Origin of the sequence: Streptomyces sp. NBC_01478 (genome assembly GCF_036227225.1) — a bacterium.
In the GTDB taxonomy this organism is placed as follows: Bacteria; Actinomycetota; Actinomycetes; order Streptomycetales; family Streptomycetaceae; genus Streptomyces.
Window position 1 is genome coordinate 11184606 of sequence record NZ_CP109444.1, and the last position, 23661, is coordinate 11208266.

Sequence of the window (23661 nt, forward strand, 5' to 3'; positions counted from 1 at the left end):
TTCGTGTTCGTTATAAGTTGTAACTCACGCGAGAAGGGGTCGTCAAGCGCAATCGTGATAGCTTCTAACTGAAACTTGAGCATGTAGTCCAGTGGGAGTGAGAGGCGGTCGGCCATGGCGGAGACGGGCACGAAGACCCCGCGCGAGCGCTATCGCGACCAGGTGCGCGCGGAGATCAAGGAACACGCGCGCGAACAGATCGGCACGGCCGGCGCCTCAGCGCTCTCCCTCAACGCGATCGCCAAGCGGATGGGCATGAGCGGACCCGCCCTCTACCGGTACTTCGCCAGCCGCGACGACCTGATCACCGAGCTCATCCGGGACGCGTACCGAAGCCTCGCCGACACCTTCCGCGCGGCCGCCGAGTCCGGCGACGACCTGCCCGGCCTGGCCCACGCCCTGCGCGGCTGGGCCCTCGACGACCCCCAGCGCTACTTCCTCATCTACGGCACACCCGTCCCGGGCTACCACGCACCGGACGACGTCACCGGGATCGCGTCCGAGATCATGGGGACCCTGCTGGACGCGAGCACGGGAGTGCCCGCGGACGCTCCCCTGACACCGTTCGAAGTCGACCTGGCGGCCCACCGGCACTGGGCGCGCGACCACCCCGCCCCGCCCGCGGCCCTCCACCGGGCCCTGACCTGCTGGACCCGTCTGCACGGAGTCCTGTCCCTGGAGCTCGCGGGCCACTTCACGGGCATGGGATTCGACCCGGCGCTGCTGTTCGACTCAGAACTGGCGGATCTGGTGGAACCGTAGGCACGACCGAGTGGGACCGGCCGGATTCGGCTCGGTGCGGTGGAACACGGCCCCTCTCACACGGACGTGCCGTGGTCGCCCGGAGGCCGGCGGACCAGGTGCAGGCTGACGACCGAGGCGATGACGGTGCGGCGTTCGGAGACGTCCAGACGGGCGTCGGTCTCGACGACGTACTGCTGCAGACCGAGCACCGGGTCGATGCTGCTCACCGCGACCCGGCCCAGGATCTCCGCCGCCGGGTTCTGTTCCGGGTCGGTCTCCGTGAGCCGCCATTCGTTCGTTGTGTCAAACAGCCGTGTGAGGAGGAACTGCCGTCCCCCTTCCGTCCGCAGGCTCAGTTGCCGGCTCTTGATGAGTCCATGGGTGCGGGCGGTGCCGATCTCCCGATCCGTGACGCCGGTGAAGCGGAACCGCACCGGCCCGAACTGCCCCCACGAGAAACGCCTGTTGATGCGGACGAGGAACCTGCCGGACGTGTCCGTCAGAAGGAAGTCCGTGTCGTCGGTGTTCGTGACCAGGGCGAGTTGGGTCCCTTCCGCGGTGGACACGGTCAGCGCGGGGCCCGCGTAACGGCGCCATCGCGAACGCTCCGGCTGCGCCACCACGACGACTTCCCGCTCGAACGGACCGGCATCCGGCATCGGTCTTCCTTCCCCCGTCACGGCTTCCCCCTCGATCGACCACGTCCGCTGTGAGCGAGCACCTGTCCGATCGGCCGTCCACGGTAACCGGTCTGCGCCCCAAATGGCCTGCCACAGACCGGAATTGGAGCCCTCGGGGGCATCCGTAACAGGGTCGTGCGCGGCTTCGGCGGGCCCTCGGACACGTTCCGGGCGCGGTGCGCGACAGTGCCGCCGCCCGCTTGCCGGCGCGCCCTCACCGGCCCGTCTGAGGCCTCGACGCAATGGCTCTGACCTGGTGTTTTCCTCGATTCCGCCTACGCTGGGGTGATCTGCCGAACACCAGGGGAGGGGTCTTCGTGAGTGACGGAGGCATGCGGTACGACGCCACGCACATCGAGGTGCTGGAGGGCCAGGACGCCGTACGGAAGCGGCCCGGCATGTACGTCGGCTCTACCGGCCAACCCGGCCTGCATCACCTCGTGTTGGACGTCGTCGACCGGGCCGTGAACGAGGTGCTGGCCGGCCGCGCCCGTTCCGTCGACGTCACGCTCACGTCCGACGGCGGTGTGCGGGTCGCCGACGACGGGGCTGGAGGTGGAGGTGCGGAGGGCAACGCCCCGGACCTCGAAGGGGAGTTGGCCAGTTTCCACGTCGGTCCCGGGCTCAGTGGCCGGCGCATCGCGCTCGTCGCCCGCTTCGGCCTGGGGCTCTTCGTCACCAACGCCCTGTCGAGTCGGCTGACGGCCGAGGTGCGGGGCCCGGGGACCCGGTGGGCCAAGGAGTACGCGCGTGGTGTCGAGATCGACCCGCCCCTCACCCTGGGGTCGGCTGCCGGAAGCGGGACGACCATCTCCTTCTGGCCCGACACCGAGATCTTCGAGACGACCTGGTGCTCGTTCTCCGTGCTGGCGGAATGGTTCCGCCAACTGGCCTTCCTCAACCGGGGGCTGGCGATCTCACTGACCGACGAACGCCCGGCGGCCGGGGTCCGGCGGGTGCTGTTCCAATTCCCGGACGGAGTACGGGACTTCGTGGCGGCCCTCTCCGCGGAGACGGGTGGGGCGCTGGAGCCGGACCTCCTCGGCTTCGAGCGGGAGGACCCGAGAATGGCGGGGACGATGGAGGTGGCCCTGCTGTGGCGAGGCTCCGGCGAGGCGCGGATACGCGGCTACGCGAACAGCCGGGCCACGCGCGAGGGCGGCACGCACATGGACGGCCTGCGCGACGGAGTGGTCGCCGCGGTCACCGCGTTCGCGCGAGAACGGGGACTGCCGGCCGCGCCCGACCCCGATCTCCGCGCCGACCGGATCGTCGAAGGGCTCACGGCAGTCGTGTCGGTGAAGCTCGACCACCCTGAATTCAACGGCGCCACACGCGAGTTGCTGGGCAACACCGATGTGCGGGTCTGTGTCGGTGAGGCCGTGCGGGAACACCTCGGCGAGTGGTTCGCCGAACAGCCCGAGCGGGCAAGGGAGTTGGCCGACCGCCTCGCCCGGGGCGACGAGGAGGGCTGAGCACCGATTGACCGTGGGCTGGCTGCGCGCCCACGCCACCTCAACTCAGCGCGTCCACCAGGGAGATGACGTAGGCGTCCAGCCGCTCCTCCACGGCCCGCGTCGTGAGTTCCGCTCTCCCCGCCTCCTGCCACGGCCGAACCACGGGTCCCACCTGCCCGGCGAATGCCAGCGCGTCCAACAGCAGCCAGTACAACCGTTCGCCCGCCGCGGACGCCAGGACGCCACCGGCCTCCTCGTACGCCTCGGCGAACCGCAGGCCCCACGCCGGGCCGTGCAGCAGCGCGAGGTTGGTGGAGCAGTGCGCCACGTCGAGGTCCGCCGGCCCCCAGGAAGTCTGCACCCAGTCGACGACCCCGGTGATACGGGGACCCGCCGAGCCGTCGGGCGACAGGTCGAACAGCACATTGCCGGGGTGGAAGTCCCGGTGCATGAACCGGCCTTCGAAGGGCGGCGCGGGCTTGCGGATTACTTCGATCGCAGCGGCCCACGCCACCCTGTCGGACCCCTGCGCCGGGACTACGGCGTCGGCGGTCGTCCACGCCTTGTAGCGCTGGGGCCGGTCGGCGGGGTCGAGCGCGTGGATCGCCACGAGCTGCCGGGCGAGGAGCGGGACACGCGCCTGAAGTCCCTCGTCGGTGAGCACCGTCCGGCCCGGCAGACGGGTCATGAGGAGCGAGGGGTACTCGCAGTGCGCGGCGGCCGGATCCACCGCGACCGGTCCGGGAGCCGGTACATCGGTCTCCGCGAGCTGGGCGAGGGCATCGGCCTCGCGGTTCAGCAGGTCTCCGGCGTGCTTCACGAAGTACGGGTCGACGAAGCTGCGCAGGACCAGGGCGCGGGTGCCGCCGTCCGGTGCGGCGACGGTCAGCCGCCGCATCTCGGCGGTGATGCCGCCGTGCAACGCCTCGGTCCTGACGATCCGTTCGCCCGGGCCGAGCTGCCGATTCACCCAGGCCAGGGTCAACGGTCGTAGGGCCGGCGCCTCGTCGTGATCTGTCACCGTGCAACCCCATCATCTTCCGCTTCCGATCCGCACCCGTTTTTTCTCCGGTCCCCGCCCGCCTCTCACCGCCGCTGCGGCAGGAGGGGGGAGTGCTGACCCGACCGGCTGGTCCTCGCGCCCGGCCGGGTGTGGCGGCAGGGGAGCCGGAGCCGCGTTGGGGACACTCGCGGTCCGGCGCCGCGCGGCGGCGGGTTCCCTGTCTGGCTGGAGAAACGTGGTGCGACTTCCCCTTCTGCGGGCCGTACTGGCGGCCTCGGTGCTCGTGGCGTCCGGAACGGCCGCCGCCGCCCCGGTCCGGGCGGCCGGCACGCCCCGGCCCCGGGCCGTCGACGATCTCGCGCGGTACGTCAACCCGTTCGTCGGCACCGCCCCCGGTGGCCCCGACTTCGGCCACGGCGGCGGCGCGGGCAACACCTTCCCGGGTGCCTCGGCCCCGCTCGGCGGGATGCAGTGGAGCCCCGACACGGTGACCTACCAGCACGGCGGCTACTCCTACGGCGACAACCGCATCCGCGGCTTCGGCCTCGCCCACATCTCAGGAGCCGGCTGCGCCGCCTACGGCAACGTCCCCTTCATGCCCACGCAGGAGGCCGCACCGCCGTCGTACGCCATGTTCTCGCACACCAAGGAGCAGGCGGCGCCCGGCAGTTACCACGTCACCTTCGACAACGGCATCGGCACCGACCTCACCACCACCCAGCGCTCGGGCATCGCCCGCTTCACCTACCCGGCGAGCGACCCCCGGCCCGCCGCGGTGAGCATCGACGCGGCCAAGGCGTTCACCGCGGCCACCGGGTCCGTCGACATCGGCACCAACACGCTCTCCGGGTACAGCGACAGCGGCGCCTTCTGCAAGTCCAAGAACCGTTACCGGCTCCACTTCCACGCCACCTTCGACCAGCCCTTCGCCAAGGCCTCCCACCCGGACGGCAGAGCGGGCGCGGCCATGGTCACCTTCGCCCCCGGCGTGCGCACGGTGACCGCCCGGGTCGGCGTCTCCTTCGTCGACGTCGAGGGCGCCCGCCGCAACGCACTCACCGAGCAGAAGGCGCGGTCGTACGACACGATCCGGCAGGCCGTGCGCGCCGACTGGAACACGTGGCTGAACCGCGTCACCGTCGGCGGCGGCACGGACACCCAGCGCCGCGTCTTCTACACCGCCCTCTACCACGCCCTCCTGCACCCCAGCGTCTTCAGCGACACCGACGGCCGCTACACCGGCATGGACGGGCTGGTCCACCGCACCCGCGCCGGGCACGTCCAGTACGCGAACTTCTCCGGCTGGGACGTCTACCGCTGCCAGGTCCAGCTCCTGGCGCTGCTCGCCCCGCGCGAGGCCTCCGACATCGCGCAGTCCGTCCTCAACCAGGGCCTCCAGGCCGGGTACTTCGACCGCTGGACCCTCGCGAACGGCGGCAGCGGCGTCATGGTCGGCGACCCGCTGCCCGCCATCGCCTCCACGATCCACGCCTTCGGCGGCACCGACTTCGACGCGGCCGCCCTGCTGCGCACGGCCCTCGCGGACCGCCAGGACAACCGCCAGCGCCCCGGACACACGCAGTACGACACCCTCGGCTACGTCCCCGCCGGCACCAAGGGCGTCTGGGGCTCGGTCTCCACCACCCTCGAATACGCCGTCGCCGACTACGCGCTGGCCCAACTCGCCCACCGACTGGGGGACTTGACCTCGTACAGCACCCTGCTGCGCGCCTCCGGGAACTGGCGCAACCTCTTCAACCCCGCCACCGGCTACATCCAGCCCCGCGCCGTCGACGGCACCTGGCCGGCCTTCACCCCGGCCCAGAAGACGGAGTACGCGGAGGGCAACGCCGCCCAGTACACCTGGATGGTTCCGCAGGACCTGCCCGGCCTGTTCACCGCGATGGGCGGGGACGCCGCCGTCACCGCCCGCCTCGACACCTTCTTCAGCAGCCTCAACGCGGGCGCCGGGGAGCCCTACGCCTACCTCGGCAACGAGCCCTCGTTCGGCACCCCTTGGGCGTACGCCCACGTCGGCCACACGGACCGCGCCGGAGCCGTCGCCCACCGCGCCGTGTCCACGCTGTTCAGCGACGCCCCCGGCGGCCTCGTCGGCAACGACGACCTCGGCGCCATGTCGTCCTGGGCGGTGTGGGCGAGCCTGGGCCTCTACCCCGAGGTCCCCGGCAGCGCCCAACTCACCCGCACCGCACCCCTGTTCACCACCGCCACCGTCCACCGGGGCGACGGCACCTCGCTCACGGTCGGCTCCGCGTCGCCCAAGCACTCACTCCGGTAGCGGACTTCGTACCGGCCGCGCCCCGGGTCCGGGCGCGGCCGTGACCTCGGTCGGCGCCAACGCGCCGTGCGGGCCGTCGCACTCCACCACCACCCGCACCGGCGCGCCGCACTCCGTGTGCCGCACGTCGAGGACCAGGCCCTCGGGGTCGGCGGCGTACGTCTCGCCCCACTGTCGCAGGGCCATCAGAACCGGCCACAGATCGCGGCCCTTGCCCGTCAGCCGGTACTCGTGCCGGGTCCGGCTCCCCGCCTGCCGATAGGGCACGGTCGTCAGGATGCCGGCCGCGACCAGCTTGCGGAGCCGGTCGGACAGCACCGCGTCCGACAGCCCGATATGGCGCCGGAAGTCGTCGAAACGACGGACCCTGACGAACGCGTCCCGCAGGATCAGCAGGGTCCACTTCTCGCCGACGAGATCGAGCGTGCTCTGGACCGGACAGTTCTCCGTGCTCACGTCGAGCCATTCCATGCCGCCAGCCTAGCCACCTGGCTCTGTCATTGACAGCCAGCTACCGGGCGATCTAGCTTCTTTTCAAGAAGTCAGCCGGGGAGGTAGCACAGCATGGGACGGTCACGCACATACGAGTGGGAGGACCCGGGGATCTCGGCAGCCGCCGTAGGACGGACCACGGGTCTGGAGTTCCTGCGGGAGGTGCTCGCCGGACAGCTCCCCGCGGCGCCCATCGGTGCCACGCTGAACTTCACCGTCGACGAGGTGGAGTTCGGGCGCGCGGTGTTCTCCCTGATACCGGGGGAGGAGCACTACAACCCCATCGGCAGCGTGCACGGCGGCGTCTTCGCCACCCTGCTCGACTCGGCGGCCGGCTGCGCGGTGCAGTCCACCCTGCCGCAGGGCATGGGATACACGTCGCTCGACCTGAGCGTGAAGTTCCTGCGCCCGGTCACGGCCGACACCGGCCGGATCCGCGCCGTCGGCACCGTCCTGAACGGCGGCCGGCGCACCGCCCTCGCGCAGGCCGAGCTGTTCGACGAGAAGGACCGGCTGCTCGCGCACGCCACGAGCAGTTGCCTGCTGTTTCCCGTCACGGGTCCCTGACCCGGGACGACCGAAATCCGCCTGTCCCCCGCGCAGGCGGATCCGTACCGTCAACTCCCTTGATCCATAGGGTCAAAGGCAGTGCCGGAACGCTGTGCAGTTTGCCGGGCACGGCGACCGTGGTGCTATGGGGAGAAGTACGTACACGGGTACGTGGACGTGACACACGCGGGATCGTGAGGGCGTATGACGGGCGGGCCGGCCGGGGCGTACGAACGCATGCTGGCGGTGGCGGTGGCGGCTCTGCACGAACGGGAACCCGAGCGGCTGTGGCCGATGGTCGCCGCGGCCCTGCCCGGACTGTGCGGCGGCGAGTCCCTGATCTACAAACTCGGCGAGTGGACGGACCGGACCGGGGCGATGGGGTTCTCGCCCGCCGCCGCTGCGCACTTCGGGCGGATCGACGACATCGGGGACGAGGGGATGGCGGTGCTGCGCCGGGGCTACCCCTTCGCGGACCACTACGCCAGGGCCGGTGCCGTCCGCCGACCCGGGACCGCCCATCGGATGGCCGGCAAGGGATGGACGCACAGCCGGACCGCGGGCACGATCAGCCGGTTGATGGACGCGGACCACGTCCTGGCGATCCCCCTGCCGGGCACGACCACCCCGGTCACCGGCTGCCTCGTCTACCGCGCGGGCGGCGACTTCACCGAGGACCACGTCCGGGCCGCCGAGCAGCTGCAGCCCCTGCTGGCCGGCGTGGAACAGCAGCGGCAACTCCTCGAACGCCGGCGCGCGGCCACCGCGCCGCCCGAGGCGCCGGATCCGACAGCGGACTCCCGGCTCACGCCCCGCCAGCTCACTGTCCTCCTCCTGCTCGCCGACGCCCTCACGGCCTCGGCCATCGCCCACCGCCTGGGCATCTCCGTGCGCACGGTCCACAAGCACGTGGAGAGCCTGTACCGGAAGCTGGGCACGCGCGATCGCGTGAGTACGGTGCTGCGGGCGCAGGCGATCGGGTTGCTTCCGCGTCGAACGGGGCGCTGAGGAGTCCCGGATCACTCCAGATCACTTCGGGTCACTGTCCGTCCGTACGTCGATGTCCGATGATCGTCCTGGACACCCGGGGCCCCAGCGCCCGCACACGGCACCGACAGGAGCTCACTTCCGTGGCCTACGACCTCACCGCCCTGCGCGCCCTGTTTCCCGCCCTGAGCGGCGGGGCCGCCCACTTCGACGGTCCCGGTGGCACCCAGACGCCCCGACCGGTCATCGAGGCCATCACCCGGGCGCTGGTGAACCCCCTCTCGAACCGCGGCCAGGTCACCGCGGGGGAGCGCAACGCCGACACCATCGTCACCCGGGCCCGCGAGGCCATGGCCGACCTTCTCGGGGCGCACTCCTCGGGCATCGTCTTCGGCCGCAGCGCCACGCAGCTCACCTACGACTTCTCCCGCACCCTCGCCGCGACCTGGTCGCCCGGGGACGAGGTCGTCGTCACGCGCCTCGACCACGACGCCAACATCCGGCCCTGGGTCCAGGCCGCCGAGCGGGCCGGCGCCACCGTCCGCTGGGCGGACTTCGACCCCGCCACCGGCGAGCTGACCCCGGACCACCTCCGCGCCGTTTTGTCCGACCGCACCCGGCTGGTCGCCGTGACCGCCGCGTCCAATCTCATCGGCACCCGTCCCGCGATCACCGAGCTGGCCCGCCTGGCGCACGAGGCGGGTGCCCTGGTCCACGTCGACGGCGTGCACTACACCGCGCACGCCCTGGTCGACATCGGCCTGCTCGGCGCGGACTTCTTCGTGTGCTCCCCCTACAAGTTCCTCGGCCCGCACCACGGCGTCCTCGGCGCCCGGCCCGAACTCCTCGCCACCCTGCGGCCGGACAAGCTCCTGCCGTCCTCCGACGCGGTACCCGAACGCTTCGAACTCGGCACGCTGCCCTACGAGTTGCTCGCCGGCACGACCACCGCGGTCGACGTCCTCGCCGGCCTCGACACGGACGCCGGCGGCAGCCGCCGCGAGCGCCTGACAACGAGCCTGGCCGCACTGCACCGGCACGAGGAGACCTTGCGTACGCGCATCGACCAGGGGCTCGCCGCGCTGGACGGGATCACCGTCCACTCGAAGGCGGCCGACCGCACGCCGACGGTGCTCCTCACCCTCGACGAGGCTTTCGGCGCGCAGGGCACGCAGGACGCCTCCCGCTTCCTGGCGGAACGCGACGTGTACGCGCCCGCCGGCTCCTTCTACGCCATCGAGGCCTCCCGGCGCCTCGGCCTGGGCGACTCGGGTGGCCTGCGCATCGGCCTCGCGCCCTACACCGGTACCGACGACGTCGACCGGCTCCTGACCGGACTGGCGCTGTTCCTGAAGCAGGCGCCGCACTGACATCCGATCACGGGGTGTCCGGCCAGGGATCTCACGGTCGGTGCGGATGAGGGAGAAAAGATGGCTCCATTGACGGGATAATGATGGGTTTCACCTCTTCAGTATTGCCCCGCACCGCACCTACCGTTGCGCCCATGTAAACGGCCCGGCCGTCGGCTGATCAGTACCTCTTCGGTCGGGACGGCGCCTGGAGGGAGAAGGCAATGGCGCCTGCGGAACTGCTCGTCGCACGCCGGTGGCAAGCACCGGCGGCAGAGGAGCGGACCCGCGACGTCACGTCTCCCTTCCACGGCCCGACCGTCGGCACGGTCGGAGTGACCGGTTCCGAGGACGCCGAGCGGGCTCTCGCCGCGGCCGAGCAGGGCGCCACGGTGCGGCGGCATACGCGCGCCCGCGCACACGACGATCCTGCTGCGCGCGCGGCACTTTGCCGGTCATCGAGCCGGACAGACCGTCAGCGCCGAGTCGGGCAACGCCATCACCGACACCACCATGGGCCCCTGATCACGACCGCGCCGGCGGACGGCGTGGAGCGCGCCATCACGCAGACCGGCGCGGACGACATCCTCGACCCGGATGCCGCCCCGGCCGCCTCGGAATCGGAGCGGCCGGCGAGCGCGGGACGACCGGATGTCTTCGATCCCGAACCGACCCTCCACCACCCCTTGTCCGACCATCCCGACTGGAACCTCAGAAAGGCCACAGCATGACCACCTCCCCCCTGAACAGGATCGCCGGCGCCCCCATCTCGTGGGGCGTGTGCGAAGTGCCCGGCTGGGGCTACCAGTTGACGCCCGAGCGGGTGTTGAACGAGATGCGCGAGGTCGGTCTGGCCGCCACCGAGTTCGGCCCCGAGGGCTTCCTGCCCGCCGCGCCGGAGGCCATGGCCCGCACGCTCGCCGACCACGACCTGCACGCCGTCGGCGGCTTCACCCCGCTGCTGCTGCACGTGCCCGGCCATGACCCGCTGCGCGAGGCCGAGCAGCTCCTGGCGGGCTACGACGCCTCGAAGGCGGAGGTGCTCGTCCTGTCGGCCGTCACCGGCCAGGACGGCTACGACTCCCGTCCCGAACTCGATGCCGACGGCTGGAAGTTGCTGCTGTCCAACCTCGACCGGCTCGCCTCGCTGGCCGCCGAACGCGGCGTCCGCGCCGTCCTGCACCCGCACGTCGGCACGATGATCGAGAACGGCGACGAGGTCCGGCGCGTCCTGGAGCACTCGGCGATCTCGCTCTGCCTCGACACCGGCCACCTCCTCATCGGCGGCACCGACCCGGCCGAGCTCACCCGGCAGGCGCCCGAGCGCATCGCGCACACCCACATGAAGGACGTGGACGCCTCCCTCGCCGCCAAGGTCCAGGACGGCCAGCTCAGTTACACCGACGCCGTGCGCAAGGGCATGTACCGCCCGCTGGGTGCCGGAGACGTGGACGTCGAGGCCATCGTCACCCACCTCAGCGCACGCGGCTACGACGGCTGGTACGTCCTCGAGCAGGACACCATCCTCACCGAGGAGCCCAAGGCGAAGGGCCCGGTCGAGGACGTGTGGGCCAGCGCCGAGCACCTGCGCACGGTGCTGCGCGGCGTCGCGTAGTCGCGTACGGGCCTGATGTGCTTTTGATGTGTTCTGAGGGATTGACCGATGTCGGCGGGCCACCTCAGAATGCCGGAGTGATCGGGTGCGGCGTCTTTGTGAACTTGAGGAATCCGAACATGAGGAATCCAGGAAACAGAAATGACCGCTGATGAATTTCTGGCCACGTGCTGGACCACGGCGGGCGATGCCGCTCCCGACGAGGCGGACCAGCGCAGCCCGCTGAATCTGCGGGACCGCGTGGAAGCGGCGCGCGACGCCGGATTCACCGCCTTCGGACTGCTGTACGCGGACCTGGTGGAGGCCGAGCGCGTATACGGGATCGCCGGGATTCGGTCCCTCTTCGAGGACAACGGAATCAGTCATGTCGAATTGGAGCTGCTGACCGACTGGTGGGCCGACGGACCCCGGCGGGCCGCGTCGGACTCCGTCCGGGTCGACATGCTCAGAGCCATCGAGGCGCTCGGCGCACGCACCTTCAAGATCGGCCCCGACGTCACGGACGAACCCTGGGAACTCGACGTCTGGGCCAAGGAGTTCGCCGTGCTGGCCGCACAGGCCGACGGGGTGGGCGCCCGGCTCGGGGTCGAACCGCTGCCCTGGTCCAACCTCAGGACCATGCACGACGGACTACGGCTCGTCGAGGCCGCCGGTCACCCGGCGGGCGGCCTCATCGTCGACGTCTGGCACGTCGAGCGCGCCCATACGCAGCCCACCGACCTGGCGGACATACCCGGGTCGCGGATCGTCGGCGTGGAGCTCAACGACGCGGACAGCGAGGTCGTCGGCACGCTCTTCGAGGACACCGTCCATCGCCGACGGCTGTGCGGAGAGGGCTCGTTCGACCTGCCGGGGATCATCGCCGCACTCCGGACGGCCGGCTTTCGCGGCCCCTGGGGCGTGGAGATCCTCTCCGACGCGCACCGTGCGCTGCCGGTGCGGGAGGCCGCCGCCGCGGCGTACCGGAGTGCTGCCGCGCTCGTGAAGTAAAAGCCACAGAGATGGCGGGGACGAAACCACGGTCGTCCCCGCCATCTTTGTTTTTCCTGTGCTTCGAGGAATACGTCGTCGAGGGCCGACCATTTTCGTGTACTGGCCATTCTTTAGCCGACGTCAGGGAATTGTTCAGACATCTTGTCGTGATGGATAAATGATGTCATTACAAGCGTTGACCTCAGGGTGGCGTGACGGTTCTATCTCGTCATAAGCAACAGCCGTGTTAACGGCATGTGATCCGCAGCCTTCGCTCGGCCAGCCGCTTCTCCCTTTCCCCTGCAGCACAGTGAGGTGCCGGAAAGATGGACCGTACATCCCACCCCCGCTCCCGCAGAATCGTCCCCGTCGTCGCGGCGGTGGCAACCGCCGCACTGCTTGTGGCCGGCTGCTCCAGCAGTTCCGGAGGCAAGAAGTCCACGGAGGACACCTCCGGCGCCACCGCGGGCAAGGCCACCACGCCTCGTATGACGATCTCGATGATCACGCACGCGGCCCCCGGCGACACCTTCTGGGACACCATCCGCAAGGGCGCGCAGGCAGCCGCCGCCAAGGACAACGTCCGGCTGATCTACTCGTCCGACCCCAACGGCCCCAACCAGTCGAACCTGGTGCAGAACGCGATCGACCAGAAGGTCGACGGCATCGCGGTCACCCTCGCCAAGCCCGACGCCATGAAGTCGGTGATGGCCACCGCCGAGAAGGCCGGCATCCCCGTCGTCGGCTTCAACACCGGCGTGCAGGACTGGAAGAAGCAGGGTCTGCTGGAGTACTTCGGCCAGGACGAGAGCATCGCCGGCGAGGCATTCGGCCGCAAACTCAACGCGGCCGGCGCCAAGCACACCATCTGCGTGATCATGGAACAGGGTCAGGTGGCCCTGGAGGCCCGCTGCGCCGGCGTGAAGAAGACCTTCACCGGCAGCACCGAAGTCCTCAACGTCAACGGCACGGACATGCCGTCGGTGAAGTCGACGATCACGGCCAAGCTCCAGCAGGACAAGACCATCGACTACGTGACGACGCTCGGCGCCCCGTTCGCGATGACCGCGATCCAGTCCATCGCCGACGCCGGCAGCAAGGCGAAGCTCGCCACGTTCGACCTCAACAAGGACGCGGTCGGCGCCATCAAGTCCGGCAAGATCCAGTGGGCCATCGACCAGCAGCCGTACCTCCAGGGCTACTTGGCGGTCGACTCGCTGTGGCTGTACAAGACGAACGGCAATTACAGCGGTGGTGGTGAGGCACCGGTGCTGACCGGGCCGGCCTTCGTCGACAAGACGAACGTCGCCAAGGTCGCCGAGTTCGCCGCCAAGGGAACGCGGTGACGCCCATGACTCAGCTCACGGCTCCGGCGACGGGTTCCCCGTCGCCGGCTCCGCCGGTCCCCCAGACGGACGGGCGGACCTCCGAACGGCCCCTGGCGCTCCGGCTGTTGGCACGTCCCGAGGTGGGTGTCTTCCTCGGTGCGGCCGCGGTGTACGTGTTCTTCCTGATCGCCGCTCCGCCGGTGCGCGAGGGCGCGTCGATGGCGAACATCCTCTACAGCTCCTCGACCATCGGCATCATGGCCTTGCCGGTCGCGCTGTTGATGATCGGCGGGGAGTTCGACCTCTCCGCCGGTGTCGCCGTCATCACCTCCGCACTCACCGCGAGCATGCTCAGCTACCAACTGACCATGAACGTATGGGTCGGTGTGACCGTCGCCCTGCTCGTCTCGCTGGGGGTCGGGTTCCTCAACGGATGGATGGTCGTCAAGACCGGACTGCCCAGCTTCCTGGTCACCCTGGGCAGCTTCCTGATCCTCCAGGGCGTCAACCTCGCCGTCACCAAGCTGGTCACCGGCAATGTCGCCACCGACGACATCAGCAACATGGACGGCTTCGGCCAGGCCAAGAAGGTCTTCGCGTCCTCGTTCGAGGTCGGCGGCGTCAACGTCAAGATCACCATCATCTACTGGCTGGTGTTCGCGGCCATCGCGACCTGGGTGCTGCTGCGCACGAAGTACGGCAACTGGATTTTCGCGGTCGGCGGGAACAAGGACTCCGCGCGGGCCGTCGGCGTGCCCGTGGCGTTCACGAAGATCTCCCTGTTCATGCTGGTCGGGTTCGGTGCCTGGTTCATCGGCATGCACCAGTTGTTCTCCTTCAACACCGTGCAGTCCGGCGAGGGCGTCGGGCAGGAGCTGATCTACATCTCCGCGGCCGTGATCGGCGGCTGCCTGCTCACGGGTGGTGCGGGTTCGGCGATCGGCCCGGTGTTCGGGGCGTTCATGTTCGGGATGGTGCAGCAGGGCATCGTCTACGCGGGCTGGAACCCCGACTGGTTCAAGGCGTTCCTGGGCGTGATGCTGCTCGGCGCCGTCCTCATCAATCTGTGGGTCCAGCGCACCGCGACCCGGAGGTGACCTTCATGGCAAGCAACGAATCCGGCACTCACGGCGCCATCCTCGAAGACACGGCGCCGAGCGACGCGGACGCGCCGATCGTCCAACTGCGCAACGCGGGCAAGGCCTACGGCAACGTCCGCGCCCTGCACGGCGTCGACCTCACCGTCCGCCCCGGCCAGGTCACCTGCGTGCTGGGTGACAACGGCGCGGGCAAGTCGACCCTGATCAAAATCATCTCGGGGCTGCACCAGCACACGGAAGGCGAGTTCCTCGTCGACGGCGGGCCGGTGCACTTCACCACCCCCCGCCAGGCCCTGGACCGGGGTATCGCGACCGTCTACCAGGACCTGGCCGTCGTCCCGCTGATGCCGGTCTGGCGCAACTTCTTCCTCGGCTCGGAGATGACCAAGGGCCCCTGGCCGTTGCGTCGCCTGGACATCGAGCGGATGAAGAAGACCGCGGACGAGGAACTCCGCAACATGGGCATCGTCCTGGACAACCTGGAACAGCCCATCGGCACCCTCTCCGGCGGGCAGCGCCAGTGCGTCGCCATCGCCCGCGCCGTCTACTTCGGCGCCCGCGTCCTCATCCTCGACGAGCCCACCGCGGCGCTGGGTGTCAAGCAGTCCGGTGTGGTGCTGAAGTACGTGGCGGCGGCGCGGGAACGCGGTCTCGGGGTCATCTTCATCACCCACAACCCGCACCACGCCTACATGGTCGGCGACCACTTCAGCGTCCTGCGCCTGGGAACCATGGAACTCTCCGCCGAACGCAGCGAGATCACCCTGGAAGAGCTCACCAACCACATGGCCGGCGGCACCGAACTCGCCGCACTCAAACACGAGCTGTCCCAGGTCCGCGGCCTCGACACCGAACAACTCCCCGACGAGAAGACCACACTCACAGTCGGCTGACCTGGCACGGCAGTTGGGGGCGGTACCGATCCGGTACCGCCCCAACTGCCGTTTCTCAGCCGACTTCCGGCAGCACCGTACGCGGCCGGACCGGGAACCCGGCCGCCCGGTAACAGTCGTCGATGAGCCGCATCGTGGTCAGCGCGTCATCCGCGTCCAGCGCCAGCGGCTCGCCGCGCCTCAAGTGGGCGGCGAAGGTCTCCAGTTGATAGGTGTACGACGATCGGCGCCCCAGTTCCTCGGTGCGCTCACCGGCCGCCGTACGCACGACGACGCGGTCGTCCAGGTGGGGCTGCACGAAGTTCATGACCGTGGCCTCGCCGCGTGAGCCCACCACGCGGCAGCTCATCTGCCAGGTGTCGTGGGCCATGTGGCAGCGGGCGCTGCCGGTGGCGCCGCCGGGGAACTCCAGGTCCGCGTCCAGCCATTCGTCGATCCCCGGTGCCCCGGCCCTCTCGCCGCCGCGCGCGGCGACCGGCCGGGGTGCGCCGCCCGCCCAGGGGGCGAGCATGCGTTGGGCGTGCAGGCTGTAGCACCCGAGGTCCATCAGCGCGCCGCCCGCCAGCGGGAGCGACCACCGTACGTCGTCGTCGGGCGGCGCGGGCATGGCGACCATGGTGTCGACGTGCCGGAGTTCGCCCAACTCCCCGCTGTCCAGCAGCTCGTGGAGGCGCAGGAAGACCGGGTGGAACAGATAGTGGAAGCCCTCCATGAAGATTTTGCCGGCCTTGGTGACGGCCTCGTGGACCTCGGCCGCCTCCGTCGCGTTGCTCGCGGACGGTTTCTCGGTGAGGACGTGCTTTCCGGCGCGGAGCGCGGCCAGGTTCCACGGCGCGTGCAGGCTGTTGGCGAGCGGGTTGTAGACGACCTCGATCTCCGGGTCGGCGACGAGGTCGGCGTAGGAGCCGACCACCCGCTCTACGCCGTATTTGGCGGCGAAGATCTCGGCGCGGTCGAGATCGCGGGCGGCCACCGCGACCAGCCGGTGGCCGCCCGCCCGGGCCGGGCCGACGATCGACAACTCGGCGATCCGGGCCGCGCCCAGGACTCCGATCCGCAGGGGTTCGTCCGTTGCCACGCGTGCACCTCGTCGAGTCGTACGGGACGGTGTTCATGGAGCGAGAGGGTGCACGCGTCGGCGATCCGGCTCGCCTCGATGGCGTCGGCGACCGTGCAGGGGGAGGTGCGGGTGCCGGCCACGACCTCGGTGAACGCGGTGAGTTGGGCGCGGTAGGCGTCGGCGAACCGGTCCATGAAGAAGGTGTACGGGGTGCCGGCCGGGAAGGTGGCACCCGGCTCGACGGACCGTAGCGGGAGCTTGTCCTCCAGGCCGACCGCGATGCTGTCCTTCATGCCGTGCAGTTCGAGGCGCACGTCGTGACCGCGGGCGTTGTGGCGGGAGCTGGAGACGACGGCGAGGGTGCCGTCGTCGAGGGTGAGCAGGCTGGAGGCGTTTTCGACGTCACCCGCGGCACGGATGTACTCCGCGCCGCGGTTGCCGCCCGTCGCGTACACCTCGACCACCTCGCGGCCGGTCACCCAGCGCACGATGTCGAAGTCGTGCACGGCGCAGTCGCGGAAGATGCCGCCGGAGGCGGCCACGTAGGCGGCCGGCGGCGGGGCGGGGTCGAGGGTGGTGGACCGTACGGTGTGCAGCTCGCCGAGTTCACCGTTCACCACGGCCCGGCGCGCGGCGACGCAGCCCGCGTCGAAGCGCCGGTTGTAGCCGATCTGCACCTCGACGCCGCCGCCCTCCACCGCGCGCAGCACCGCTGCGCTCTCCTCGACACCGCGCGCCACGGGCTTCTCGCAGAACACGGGGACACCCGCCTTCACGGCGGCGAGGATCAGCTCGGGGTGCGCGTCGGTCGCGGCGGCGATCACGACACCGTCGACTCCGGCGGCGAGCAGGGCCGTGGGGGAGTCGGCGGGGACGGCCCCGAAGCGTTCGGCGGCCGTGGCGACGGCGGTGGCCACCGGATCGGTGACCACCAGGGAGTCCACGGCGTCCAGCCCGGCGAGGGTCTCCGCGTGGAAGGCGCCGATGCGACCCAGTCCCATGATGCCTATACGCATGAGAATCGTGCTCCTTCCGCCGGGGCGCGGCTCAGTCCTGGCCGCCGAAGACGTTCTGGTCCCAGTCGACGACCGAGCCGGTCACCACCCCACTGCGGTCGGAGAGCAGGAACACGACGAACTCGGCGATCTCGTCGACCTGCCCGAGCTTGCCCATCGGCTGCGACCTGGCGGCCTGCTCGCGCCAGTCGTCCCCGGCGCCGTGGAAGGCGCGCTGGGTGGCGTCCTCGCCCTCGGTGTCGGTCCAGCCGATGTTGATCGTGTTGATGCGGATCCGGTCGAAGCGGTGGGCATGGGCCGCGTTGCGGGTCAGGCCCGCCAGGCCCGCCTTGGCGGTGGAGTAGGGGGCGAGGTAGGACGGGCCGCCGTGGGCGCAGTTGGAGCCGATGTTGACGATCGTGCCCGGTGCCTTGCGGGCGGTCATGTCGGCGACGGCCGCCTGCATGGCGAAGAACGGGGCCTTGAGGTTGATCGCCATGTGCTGGTCGAACAGCTCGGGTGTGGTGTCGAGCAGTGAGCCGCGTGAGGTCAGCCCTGCCGCGTTGACGAGGCAGTCGACGCGACCGTGGGTCTCGACGGCCTGTACGACGCTGTCGCGCGCCTGGGCCGGATCGGCGAGGTCCGCCCGCACGAAGCGGGCGCCGGTGTCCGCGGCGAGCTTCTCGCCCACCTCCGCACGCCGGCCGGTGAAGACGACGGTCGCGCCTTCCCCTACGGCCGCCCGTACGACACCGGCGCCGACGCCCTGGCTGCCGCCGTTGACGAGGACGACTCTGTCCTCAAGCAGTCCCATGAGAGTGATGTGTCCTTTTCAGCTCTGGCGGCGCTTGGTGGCGGCCTGCAGTTCATGGTGCAGCCGCTCCGGCTCCCAGTCCTCCGCGACGGCCAGCCGCAGGAGGTCCGCCTGCGAGGGCGGGGCCAGACCCTCGACCGGCGGGTCGAGGTCGAGGTTGGTGGGGAAGGGGTAGCCCTCGGCGGTGGCGGCGATCACGCGGCGCAGCCAGTCCTCGGAGACGCCCTCGGCCTTGCGGGTCAGCAGCACCGGGAACAGGGCGTTCGCCATCGCCTCGCGGTCCACCGTCTCCATGGCACGCCCGAAGGCGGAGGAGATCTGGAGCAGATTGGCCATGCGCTTGATGTCGGCCGAGCGGTTGTGTCCAGCGGCGTGGAAGAGCGCGGGGTTGAAGAAGACCGCGTCGCCCTTCTCCAGGGGGAGTTGGACGCGGTTGGCGTCGAAGTACTCCACGAACTGCGGGAGCCGCCAGGCGAGATAGCCGGGCTCGAACTTCTGCGAGTGCGGCAGATAGAGCGTCGGGCCGGACTCGACGGGCATGTCGCAGTGGGCCACCGCGCCCTGCAGGGTCAGCACCGGCGAGAGCCGGTGGACGTGCGCGGGATAGGCCGCCGCCTGCTCCTGGGAGAGGAAACCGAGGTGGTAGTCGCGGTGCACGTTCTGCGCCGCGCCGCCCGGGTTGACCACGTTGACCTGCGAGGTGACCTGGTAGGCGGGGCCGAGCCAGGCCTCGGAGATCAGCTCCAGGATGTCGTTGGCGTAGTAGTCGGCGAACGCCTCGGGCGTCCGTACGGCCACCTTGTCCAGGGCGTTCCAGACACGGTCGTTCGCGCCGGGCTTGGCGAAGTGGTCGCCGCGCGCCGCACCGCTCGAGCGCTCCTCCTCGATCAGCGCCCGGAAGGCGTCGGACGCCCGGTCCACGACGGCCTCGTCCGGGAAGGCGCCTTTGAGGACCACGATGCCGGGTCCGTCGAGCAGTGCCCGCACCAGCTCGCTCTGTACGTCCCGGCGGCCCTCGGCGGTGGCCGCGAGAGCACGGAGCCGGGCGCTGTCGTAGAGCGGGACGTTCTGTTCGATGCGCTCGGCCGTGGGGTGGTCGGCGAGGTCGGTGCGCTGCTCGACGAGGGAGCGGAACGCGTCGAGATCGCAGTCCGCCTCGGTCAACCAAGTCCGCGTCCTTGCGGTTATGGGAGACATCAGGGTCCTTTCGCTGTCCGTGTGTTTCTGACAGTCTTGATAACTCAAACCCATCATTCAATGCCTGCCGCAACATCAAAAGTGCATCATCGGTCTGGGAGATCAGACATGCGACATCAGTACCCGATCAGGGAAATCGCCCGCCAGGCCGGGCTGAGCACGGCCACCGTCGACCGCGTCCTCAACCAGCGGGGCAATGTCACGGAGAGCACCATCAGGGAGGTCCAGGAAGCCATCAAGGACCTGGACCGCCAGCAGAGCCAGGTCCGGCTCGGCGGCCGTACCTTCATGGTCGACATCGTGATGCAGACGCCGGAGCGGTTCTCCACCGCCGTACGGGACGCACTCGAAGCCGAACTCCCTTCCCTGCACCCCGCGTTGGTGCGTTCGCGCTTCCACTTCCGGGAGACCTGCCCGCCCGCCGAACTGACCGCGACACTGGACGGGATCGCGAGGCGCGGGACACAGGGCGTGATCCTCAAGGCACCCGACGAGCCGGAGATCGCCGCCGCCGTCGGGCGGCTGGTCGCGGCCGGTGTCCCCGTCGTCACCCTGGTGACCGACCTGCCCCACAGCGCGCGCCTCGCCTACGTCGGCATCGACAACCGAGCGGCCGGCGCCACCGCCGCGTACCTCCTCGGACAGTGGCTGGGCAAGCGGCCCGGCAATGTGCTCACCACCATCAGCCGGGGCTCGTTCCGGGGCGAGGAGGAGCGCGAGATGGGCTTCCGCAGCGCGATGCGCATCGCCGACCCCCGACGGTCCCTGGTGGAGGTCACCGACAGTGACGGGCTGGATGCCACCCAGCACGAACTCGTCCTGGAGGCGCTGAAACGGGACGAGGACATCGTCGCCGTGTACTCGGCGGGCGGCGGCAACGTCGCTACCCTCGACGCCTTCGACGCGTTGGGCCGGGAGTGCGCGGTGTTCATCGCCCACGACCTGGACCACGACAACACCCGGCTGCTGCGCGAGCGTCGGCTGTCCGCGGTCCTCCACCACGACCTGCGCCAGGACATGCGCCGCGCCTGCCAGATCATCATGCGCGCCCACAAGGCCCTTCCCGACGACGGCCCCTCGCTGCCCTCGGCGATCCAGGTGGTCACACCGTTCAACCTGCCGCCGGGGGCGCCGTCCGTACCGGTGGTCGACTGAACCGGGCGCAGGCTGAAGGGTGTTGGGGTCAGCGCTCGTAGACGCCGGTCAGCCGGCCGCGGCCGAGGACGGGTCCGGTGACGGTGGTCAGGAGGGCGCGGGGGCGGGCCCGGTCCACCGGTGTCGTGGTGGGGGCGCTGTCCACGGGGGTCGCGAGGGCGAAGAGCTGGAAGACGTAGCGGTGCGGCCCGTGGCCTTTGACGGGTGCGGGACCGTGGTAGCCCCGTCCGACGGTGGAGCGGAGGATCCGCACCCCGGGACCCGGGTGCCGTGCGGCCAGCGCGCCGGGCTCCAGGTGTCCGGTCGCCGGGTCGATCAGGGTGAGGCAGTGCACGGCGGGCTTGGTCATCGGGACGTCCATGTCCTCCACGACGAGGAGGAGTTGAGCGGTGCCGGGCGGGAGCGAGGTCCACGCCAGGTGCGGCGACACGTCCTCGCCGCCGATCGTCTTCGCGCAGTGCTTGAGCGACATGGCCTCGCCGTCGCCGAAGTCCCGGCTGGTGAGGGTCAGTTGCTCGGGACCCGGCAGGTTGGGCAGGTTCCATGCCGCGTGGGCCTCGCCCGCTCTGCGGTTCCTCAGGAGTCGGCCGAGCAGGGTCATCGCGTCGCCTCCACCATGTCGACGACCTCGGCGGTGGTCGCGGTCTCACCGAGCTTGGGGAAGACGCGCTCGACGCTGTGCCGATGGATCTCGGGGTCGGGATCGCCCATGGCGTCGGTGACCAGGACGACGTGATAGCCGTGGTCCGAGGCCGAACGGGCCGTTGACTCGACGCCCGAGCCGGTCGCGATACCGCACAGCACGACCTGGGTGACGCCCAAGTCCCGCAGGAGCGTGTCGAGTCCGGTGTCGTGGAACGCGCTGCGCCGCCGCTTGGTGATCAGACGGTCGGTCGGCCGTACGTCGAGTTCGTCGACGAGGTCGGCCCAACCGGCGGGCGGGGCAGGTGTGTTGGCGGACCGTCCGGTGTCGGTACGTCCCGGAGCGCGTCCGGTGACGTTGACCAGGACCACGGGAAGACCGTGCCGTCGGAACTCGGTGGCCAGGTGGGTCGCCCGCTTGACGGCGGCGCCGGTGATCGGATCGTCGGCGAGGGCCGAGACGATGCCCTTCTGCAGGTCGACCACGACGAGCGCGGACGCGGGGTCGATCGTTGTCAATGGCATGGGAGGTTGCTCGCTTCTCCGGTGGCTGTGTGGGGAGGGGGTCATCTGTCCGGTCGTGCCAGGGCGTCAACGGTGGTGGCCTTGCGCGGTCCCGGAGTCCTGGCCGTGGGGCCGGTACCGGCGCCGCGCAGCAGGGAGGCGAGCGCGGCGAGGAAGGCGAGGGTGGCACCGAAGGCGAACACGATGACCAGGCCGGAGTGGAACGGCCCGGATATCAGGGTCGGGAAGAACTCGCTGCCGGTCAGGGTGTGTTGCTGCGCCGCCGTCAGATGGGCCAGGACGCCGCTGGGCTGGAGCAGATGCTGGATCGGGTTGACGCCCAACTGCGCCGCGAACAGGGACGAGACCGGGGGCAGACCACCGACCTGGGTGGCCAAGTGGGTTGGTACGCCCTGCTGTTGCAGTCCGGCGGTGAGCGTGTGCGGGAGGCTCTTGGCCAGCCCGGCGATCATGAGGGAGAAGAACACGCCGATGGAGACGGCGGTGCCGGAGTTCTGGAAGGTGGCGCGCATGCCCGAGGCGACGCCGCGCAGCCGGGCGGGCACACTGCCCATGATCGAGGAGGAGTTGGGGGCGCCGAACATCCCGCTGGCGATGCCGTTGAGTGCGATCAGCACCGCGAAGATCCAGTAACTGAAGTCGATCGGCAGGCACATCAGCCCCAGGAAGGTGGAGCCGAACAGCAGCGCACCGCCGGTGGCCAGGCCCCGGGAACCGAGGCGGTCGGACAGGTAGCCCGACACCGGGCCCGCGGCGAGGAAGCCCGCGGTCAGCGGCAGCATGAAGATGCCGGCCCACAGGGGAGTGTCGCCGTAGTCGTAGCCGTGCAGCGGGAGCCAGATGCCCTGCAGCCAGATGATCAGCACGAACTGCATCCCGCCCCGGCCGATGGAGATGGCCAGGCTCGCCAAGTTGCCGAAGGTGAAGGCCCGTTGGCGGAAGAGGCTCAACTGGATCATCGGCGCGGAGACACGGTTCTCGATGACGACGAACGCCGCCAGGAGGAGCAGTCCGCCGGCGATCAGCACGTCGACCAGTGGGTTGGTCCAGCCCATGGTGTGGCCGCCGTAGGGCTGGAGGCCGAAGGTGATCGCGATCAGGGTGGCGCTGAGGCCGACCGCGAAGGTGATGTTGCCCCACCAGTCGACGCGGCCGCCGTCGTGCCTGGTGGTCTCGCGCAGGGTGCGGTAGGCCCACACGGTGAAGAACAGGCCGATGGGCACGTTCACCCAGAACACCGCGCGCCAGTCCCAGGCCGAGAGCAGACCCCCGGCGACCAGGCCGATGAACATCCCGCCCAGGGCGGCGACCTGGTTGATGCCCAGGGCGAAGCCGCGCTGTTCCTCGGGGAAGGCGTCGGTCAGGATCGCGGCGGAGTTCGCGGTCAGCATCGAGCCGCCGACGGCCTGGAGCACCCGCCAGGCGATCAGCCACATCGCTCCGTGGCCGCCGTCGAAGGGGTCGAAGGACAGCAGGACCGAGGCGAACGTGAAGACCGCGAACCCGGAGTTGTAGATCCGGACCCGGCCGTACATGTCGCCGAGGCGGCCCACCGTGACCACGAGGACGGCCTGGACCAGCCGGTATCCCATGATCATCCAGAGCAGATAGGCGATGTTGCCCGGGGAGAGCGGGTCCAGGTGGATACCCCGGAAGATGGCCGGCAGGGCGATCAGCACGATGGAGCCGTCCAGCGCGGACATGAAGACCGCGGCGGTCGTGTTCGTCAGCGCGGTCCACTTGTACCGGTCGTCGGCGGCCGGGAGGCGCGGGGCGCTGGGCCGGGAGGGATCTGTCATCGGTCT

Annotated in this window: 22 protein-coding genes and 1 pseudogene; 13 read left to right on the top strand and 10 right to left on the bottom strand. The window is 70.1% G+C overall.

What is annotated here, in order from left to right; translation table 11 throughout:
- The first annotated feature begins 114 nt into the window (after nt 1–114).
- On the top strand, nt 115–762 hold the full coding sequence (locus OG223_RS49680; RefSeq protein ID WP_329264059.1) for a TetR/AcrR family transcriptional regulator: 648 nt from the start codon (nt 115–117) through the stop codon (nt 760–762).
- 56 nt (nt 763–818) lie between these two features.
- Here OG223_RS49680 and OG223_RS49685 read toward each other — a convergent pair whose 3' ends face one another.
- On the bottom strand, nt 819–1403 hold the full coding sequence (locus OG223_RS49685) for a hypothetical protein (protein ID WP_329264061.1): 585 nt from the start codon (nt 1401–1403) through the stop codon (nt 819–821).
- 338 nt (nt 1404–1741) lie between these two features.
- On the opposite strand from OG223_RS49685, the gene OG223_RS49690 reads away from it, so the two are divergent.
- Nucleotides 1742–2899 (top strand): DNA gyrase subunit B, encoded by a 1158-nt coding sequence (locus OG223_RS49690; protein WP_329264062.1) that lies wholly within the window; start codon nt 1742–1744, stop codon nt 2897–2899.
- A 40-nt stretch (nt 2900–2939) separates the two neighbouring features.
- Here the strand turns inward: OG223_RS49690 and OG223_RS49695 are convergent, their stop codons facing one another.
- Complete coding sequence (locus OG223_RS49695) at nt 2940–3902, bottom strand: phosphotransferase family protein (protein WP_329264064.1); 963 nt, start codon at nt 3900–3902, stop codon at nt 2940–2942.
- A gap of 220 nt (nt 3903–4122) precedes the next feature.
- On the opposite strand from OG223_RS49695, the gene OG223_RS49700 reads away from it, so the two are divergent.
- Nucleotides 4123–6183, top strand: a complete 2061-nt coding sequence (locus OG223_RS49700; RefSeq protein ID WP_329264066.1) for a GH92 family glycosyl hydrolase — start codon at nt 4123–4125, stop codon at nt 6181–6183.
- On the opposite strand, the gene OG223_RS49705 is transcribed toward OG223_RS49700, so the two are convergent.
- A complete protein-coding gene (locus tag OG223_RS49705; RefSeq protein WP_329264067.1) occupies nt 6172–6654 on the bottom strand; it encodes a winged helix-turn-helix transcriptional regulator in 483 nt (160 codons plus the stop codon). The genes OG223_RS49700 and OG223_RS49705 overlap by 12 nt on opposite strands.
- 93 nt (nt 6655–6747) lie before the next feature.
- Here OG223_RS49705 and OG223_RS49710 point away from each other — a divergent pair, with 93 nt between their 5' ends.
- The 9 genes from OG223_RS49710 to OG223_RS49750 all read left to right on the top strand — a co-directional run bounded on the left by OG223_RS49710 (nt 6748) and on the right by OG223_RS49750 (nt 15468).
- Nucleotides 6748–7242: a PaaI family thioesterase gene (locus OG223_RS49710; protein ID WP_329264069.1), complete on the top strand. Its 495-nt coding sequence runs from the start codon at nt 6748–6750 to the stop codon at nt 7240–7242.
- 186 nt (nt 7243–7428) lie between these two features.
- Nucleotides 7429–8232, top strand: coding sequence for a helix-turn-helix transcriptional regulator (locus tag OG223_RS49715; RefSeq protein WP_329264071.1), 804 nt, complete (start codon nt 7429–7431; stop codon nt 8230–8232).
- A 122-nt stretch (nt 8233–8354) separates the two neighbouring features.
- Entirely contained in the window at nt 8355–9581 is a 1227-nt protein-coding gene (locus OG223_RS49720) for a cysteine desulfurase-like protein (protein ID WP_329264073.1), read from the top strand.
- Between the two features lie 203 nt (nt 9582–9784).
- The gene (locus OG223_RS49725; protein ID WP_329264075.1) at nt 9785–10291 is read left to right on the top strand and encodes a hypothetical protein; all 507 of its coding nucleotides are present in this window, start codon (nt 9785–9787) and stop codon (nt 10289–10291) included.
- Entirely contained in the window at nt 10288–11175 is an 888-nt protein-coding gene (locus OG223_RS49730) for a sugar phosphate isomerase/epimerase family protein (protein ID WP_329264077.1), read from the top strand. The genes OG223_RS49725 and OG223_RS49730 overlap by 4 nt, the downstream gene beginning before the upstream one ends.
- Nucleotides 11176–11316: 141 nt before the next feature.
- A complete protein-coding gene (locus tag OG223_RS49735) occupies nt 11317–12165 on the top strand; it encodes a sugar phosphate isomerase/epimerase family protein (protein WP_329264079.1) in 849 nt (282 codons plus the stop codon).
- Between the two features lie 308 nt (nt 12166–12473).
- Entirely contained in the window at nt 12474–13493 is a 1020-nt protein-coding gene (locus tag OG223_RS49740) for a sugar ABC transporter substrate-binding protein (protein ID WP_329264080.1), read from the top strand.
- A 5-nt stretch (nt 13494–13498) separates the two neighbouring features.
- Nucleotides 13499–14572, top strand: a complete 1074-nt coding sequence (locus OG223_RS49745; RefSeq protein ID WP_329264082.1) for an ABC transporter permease — start codon at nt 13499–13501, stop codon at nt 14570–14572.
- Nucleotides 14573–14577: 5 nt separating this feature from the next.
- Nucleotides 14578–15468: an ATP-binding cassette domain-containing protein gene (locus tag OG223_RS49750; RefSeq protein ID WP_329264084.1), complete on the top strand. Its 891-nt coding sequence runs from the start codon at nt 14578–14580 to the stop codon at nt 15466–15468.
- A gap of 55 nt (nt 15469–15523) precedes the next feature.
- Here OG223_RS49750 and OG223_RS49755 read toward each other — a convergent pair whose 3' ends face one another.
- The 4 genes and pseudogenes from OG223_RS49755 to OG223_RS49770 all read right to left on the bottom strand — a co-directional run bounded on the left by OG223_RS49755 (nt 15524) and on the right by OG223_RS49770 (nt 19534).
- On the bottom strand, nt 15524–16546 hold the full coding sequence (locus tag OG223_RS49755; RefSeq protein ID WP_329264087.1) for a Gfo/Idh/MocA family protein: 1023 nt from the start codon (nt 16544–16546) through the stop codon (nt 15524–15526).
- A 5-nt stretch (nt 16547–16551) separates the two neighbouring features.
- Nucleotides 16552–17544, bottom strand: a pseudogene (locus OG223_RS49760) (Gfo/Idh/MocA family protein); the annotation flags it as partial.
- A gap of 31 nt (nt 17545–17575) precedes the next feature.
- Nucleotides 17576–18337, bottom strand: coding sequence for an SDR family oxidoreductase (locus OG223_RS49765; RefSeq protein WP_329264089.1), 762 nt, complete (start codon nt 18335–18337; stop codon nt 17576–17578).
- A gap of 18 nt (nt 18338–18355) precedes the next feature.
- Nucleotides 18356–19534, bottom strand: a complete 1179-nt coding sequence (locus OG223_RS49770) for a phytanoyl-CoA dioxygenase family protein (protein WP_329264090.1) — start codon at nt 19532–19534, stop codon at nt 18356–18358.
- A gap of 108 nt (nt 19535–19642) precedes the next feature.
- Here OG223_RS49770 and OG223_RS49775 point away from each other — a divergent pair, with 108 nt between their 5' ends.
- Nucleotides 19643–20689, top strand: coding sequence for a LacI family DNA-binding transcriptional regulator (locus OG223_RS49775; protein ID WP_329264091.1), 1047 nt, complete (start codon nt 19643–19645; stop codon nt 20687–20689).
- A gap of 28 nt (nt 20690–20717) precedes the next feature.
- Here the strand turns inward: OG223_RS49775 and OG223_RS49780 are convergent, their stop codons facing one another.
- The 3 genes from OG223_RS49780 to OG223_RS49790 are packed head-to-tail and all read right to left on the bottom strand — an operon-like array spanning nt 20718 to nt 23655.
- Nucleotides 20718–21290, bottom strand: coding sequence for a YbhB/YbcL family Raf kinase inhibitor-like protein (locus OG223_RS49780; RefSeq protein WP_329264092.1), 573 nt, complete (start codon nt 21288–21290; stop codon nt 20718–20720).
- The gene (locus OG223_RS49785; protein ID WP_329264094.1) at nt 21287–21856 is read right to left on the bottom strand and encodes a cysteine hydrolase family protein; all 570 of its coding nucleotides are present in this window, start codon (nt 21854–21856) and stop codon (nt 21287–21289) included. The genes OG223_RS49780 and OG223_RS49785 overlap by 4 nt, the downstream gene beginning before the upstream one ends.
- 41 nt (nt 21857–21897) lie before the next feature.
- Nucleotides 21898–23655 (bottom strand): MFS transporter, encoded by a 1758-nt coding sequence (locus OG223_RS49790; RefSeq protein WP_329264096.1) that lies wholly within the window; start codon nt 23653–23655, stop codon nt 21898–21900.
- Nucleotides 23656–23661 lie beyond the last annotated feature (6 nt).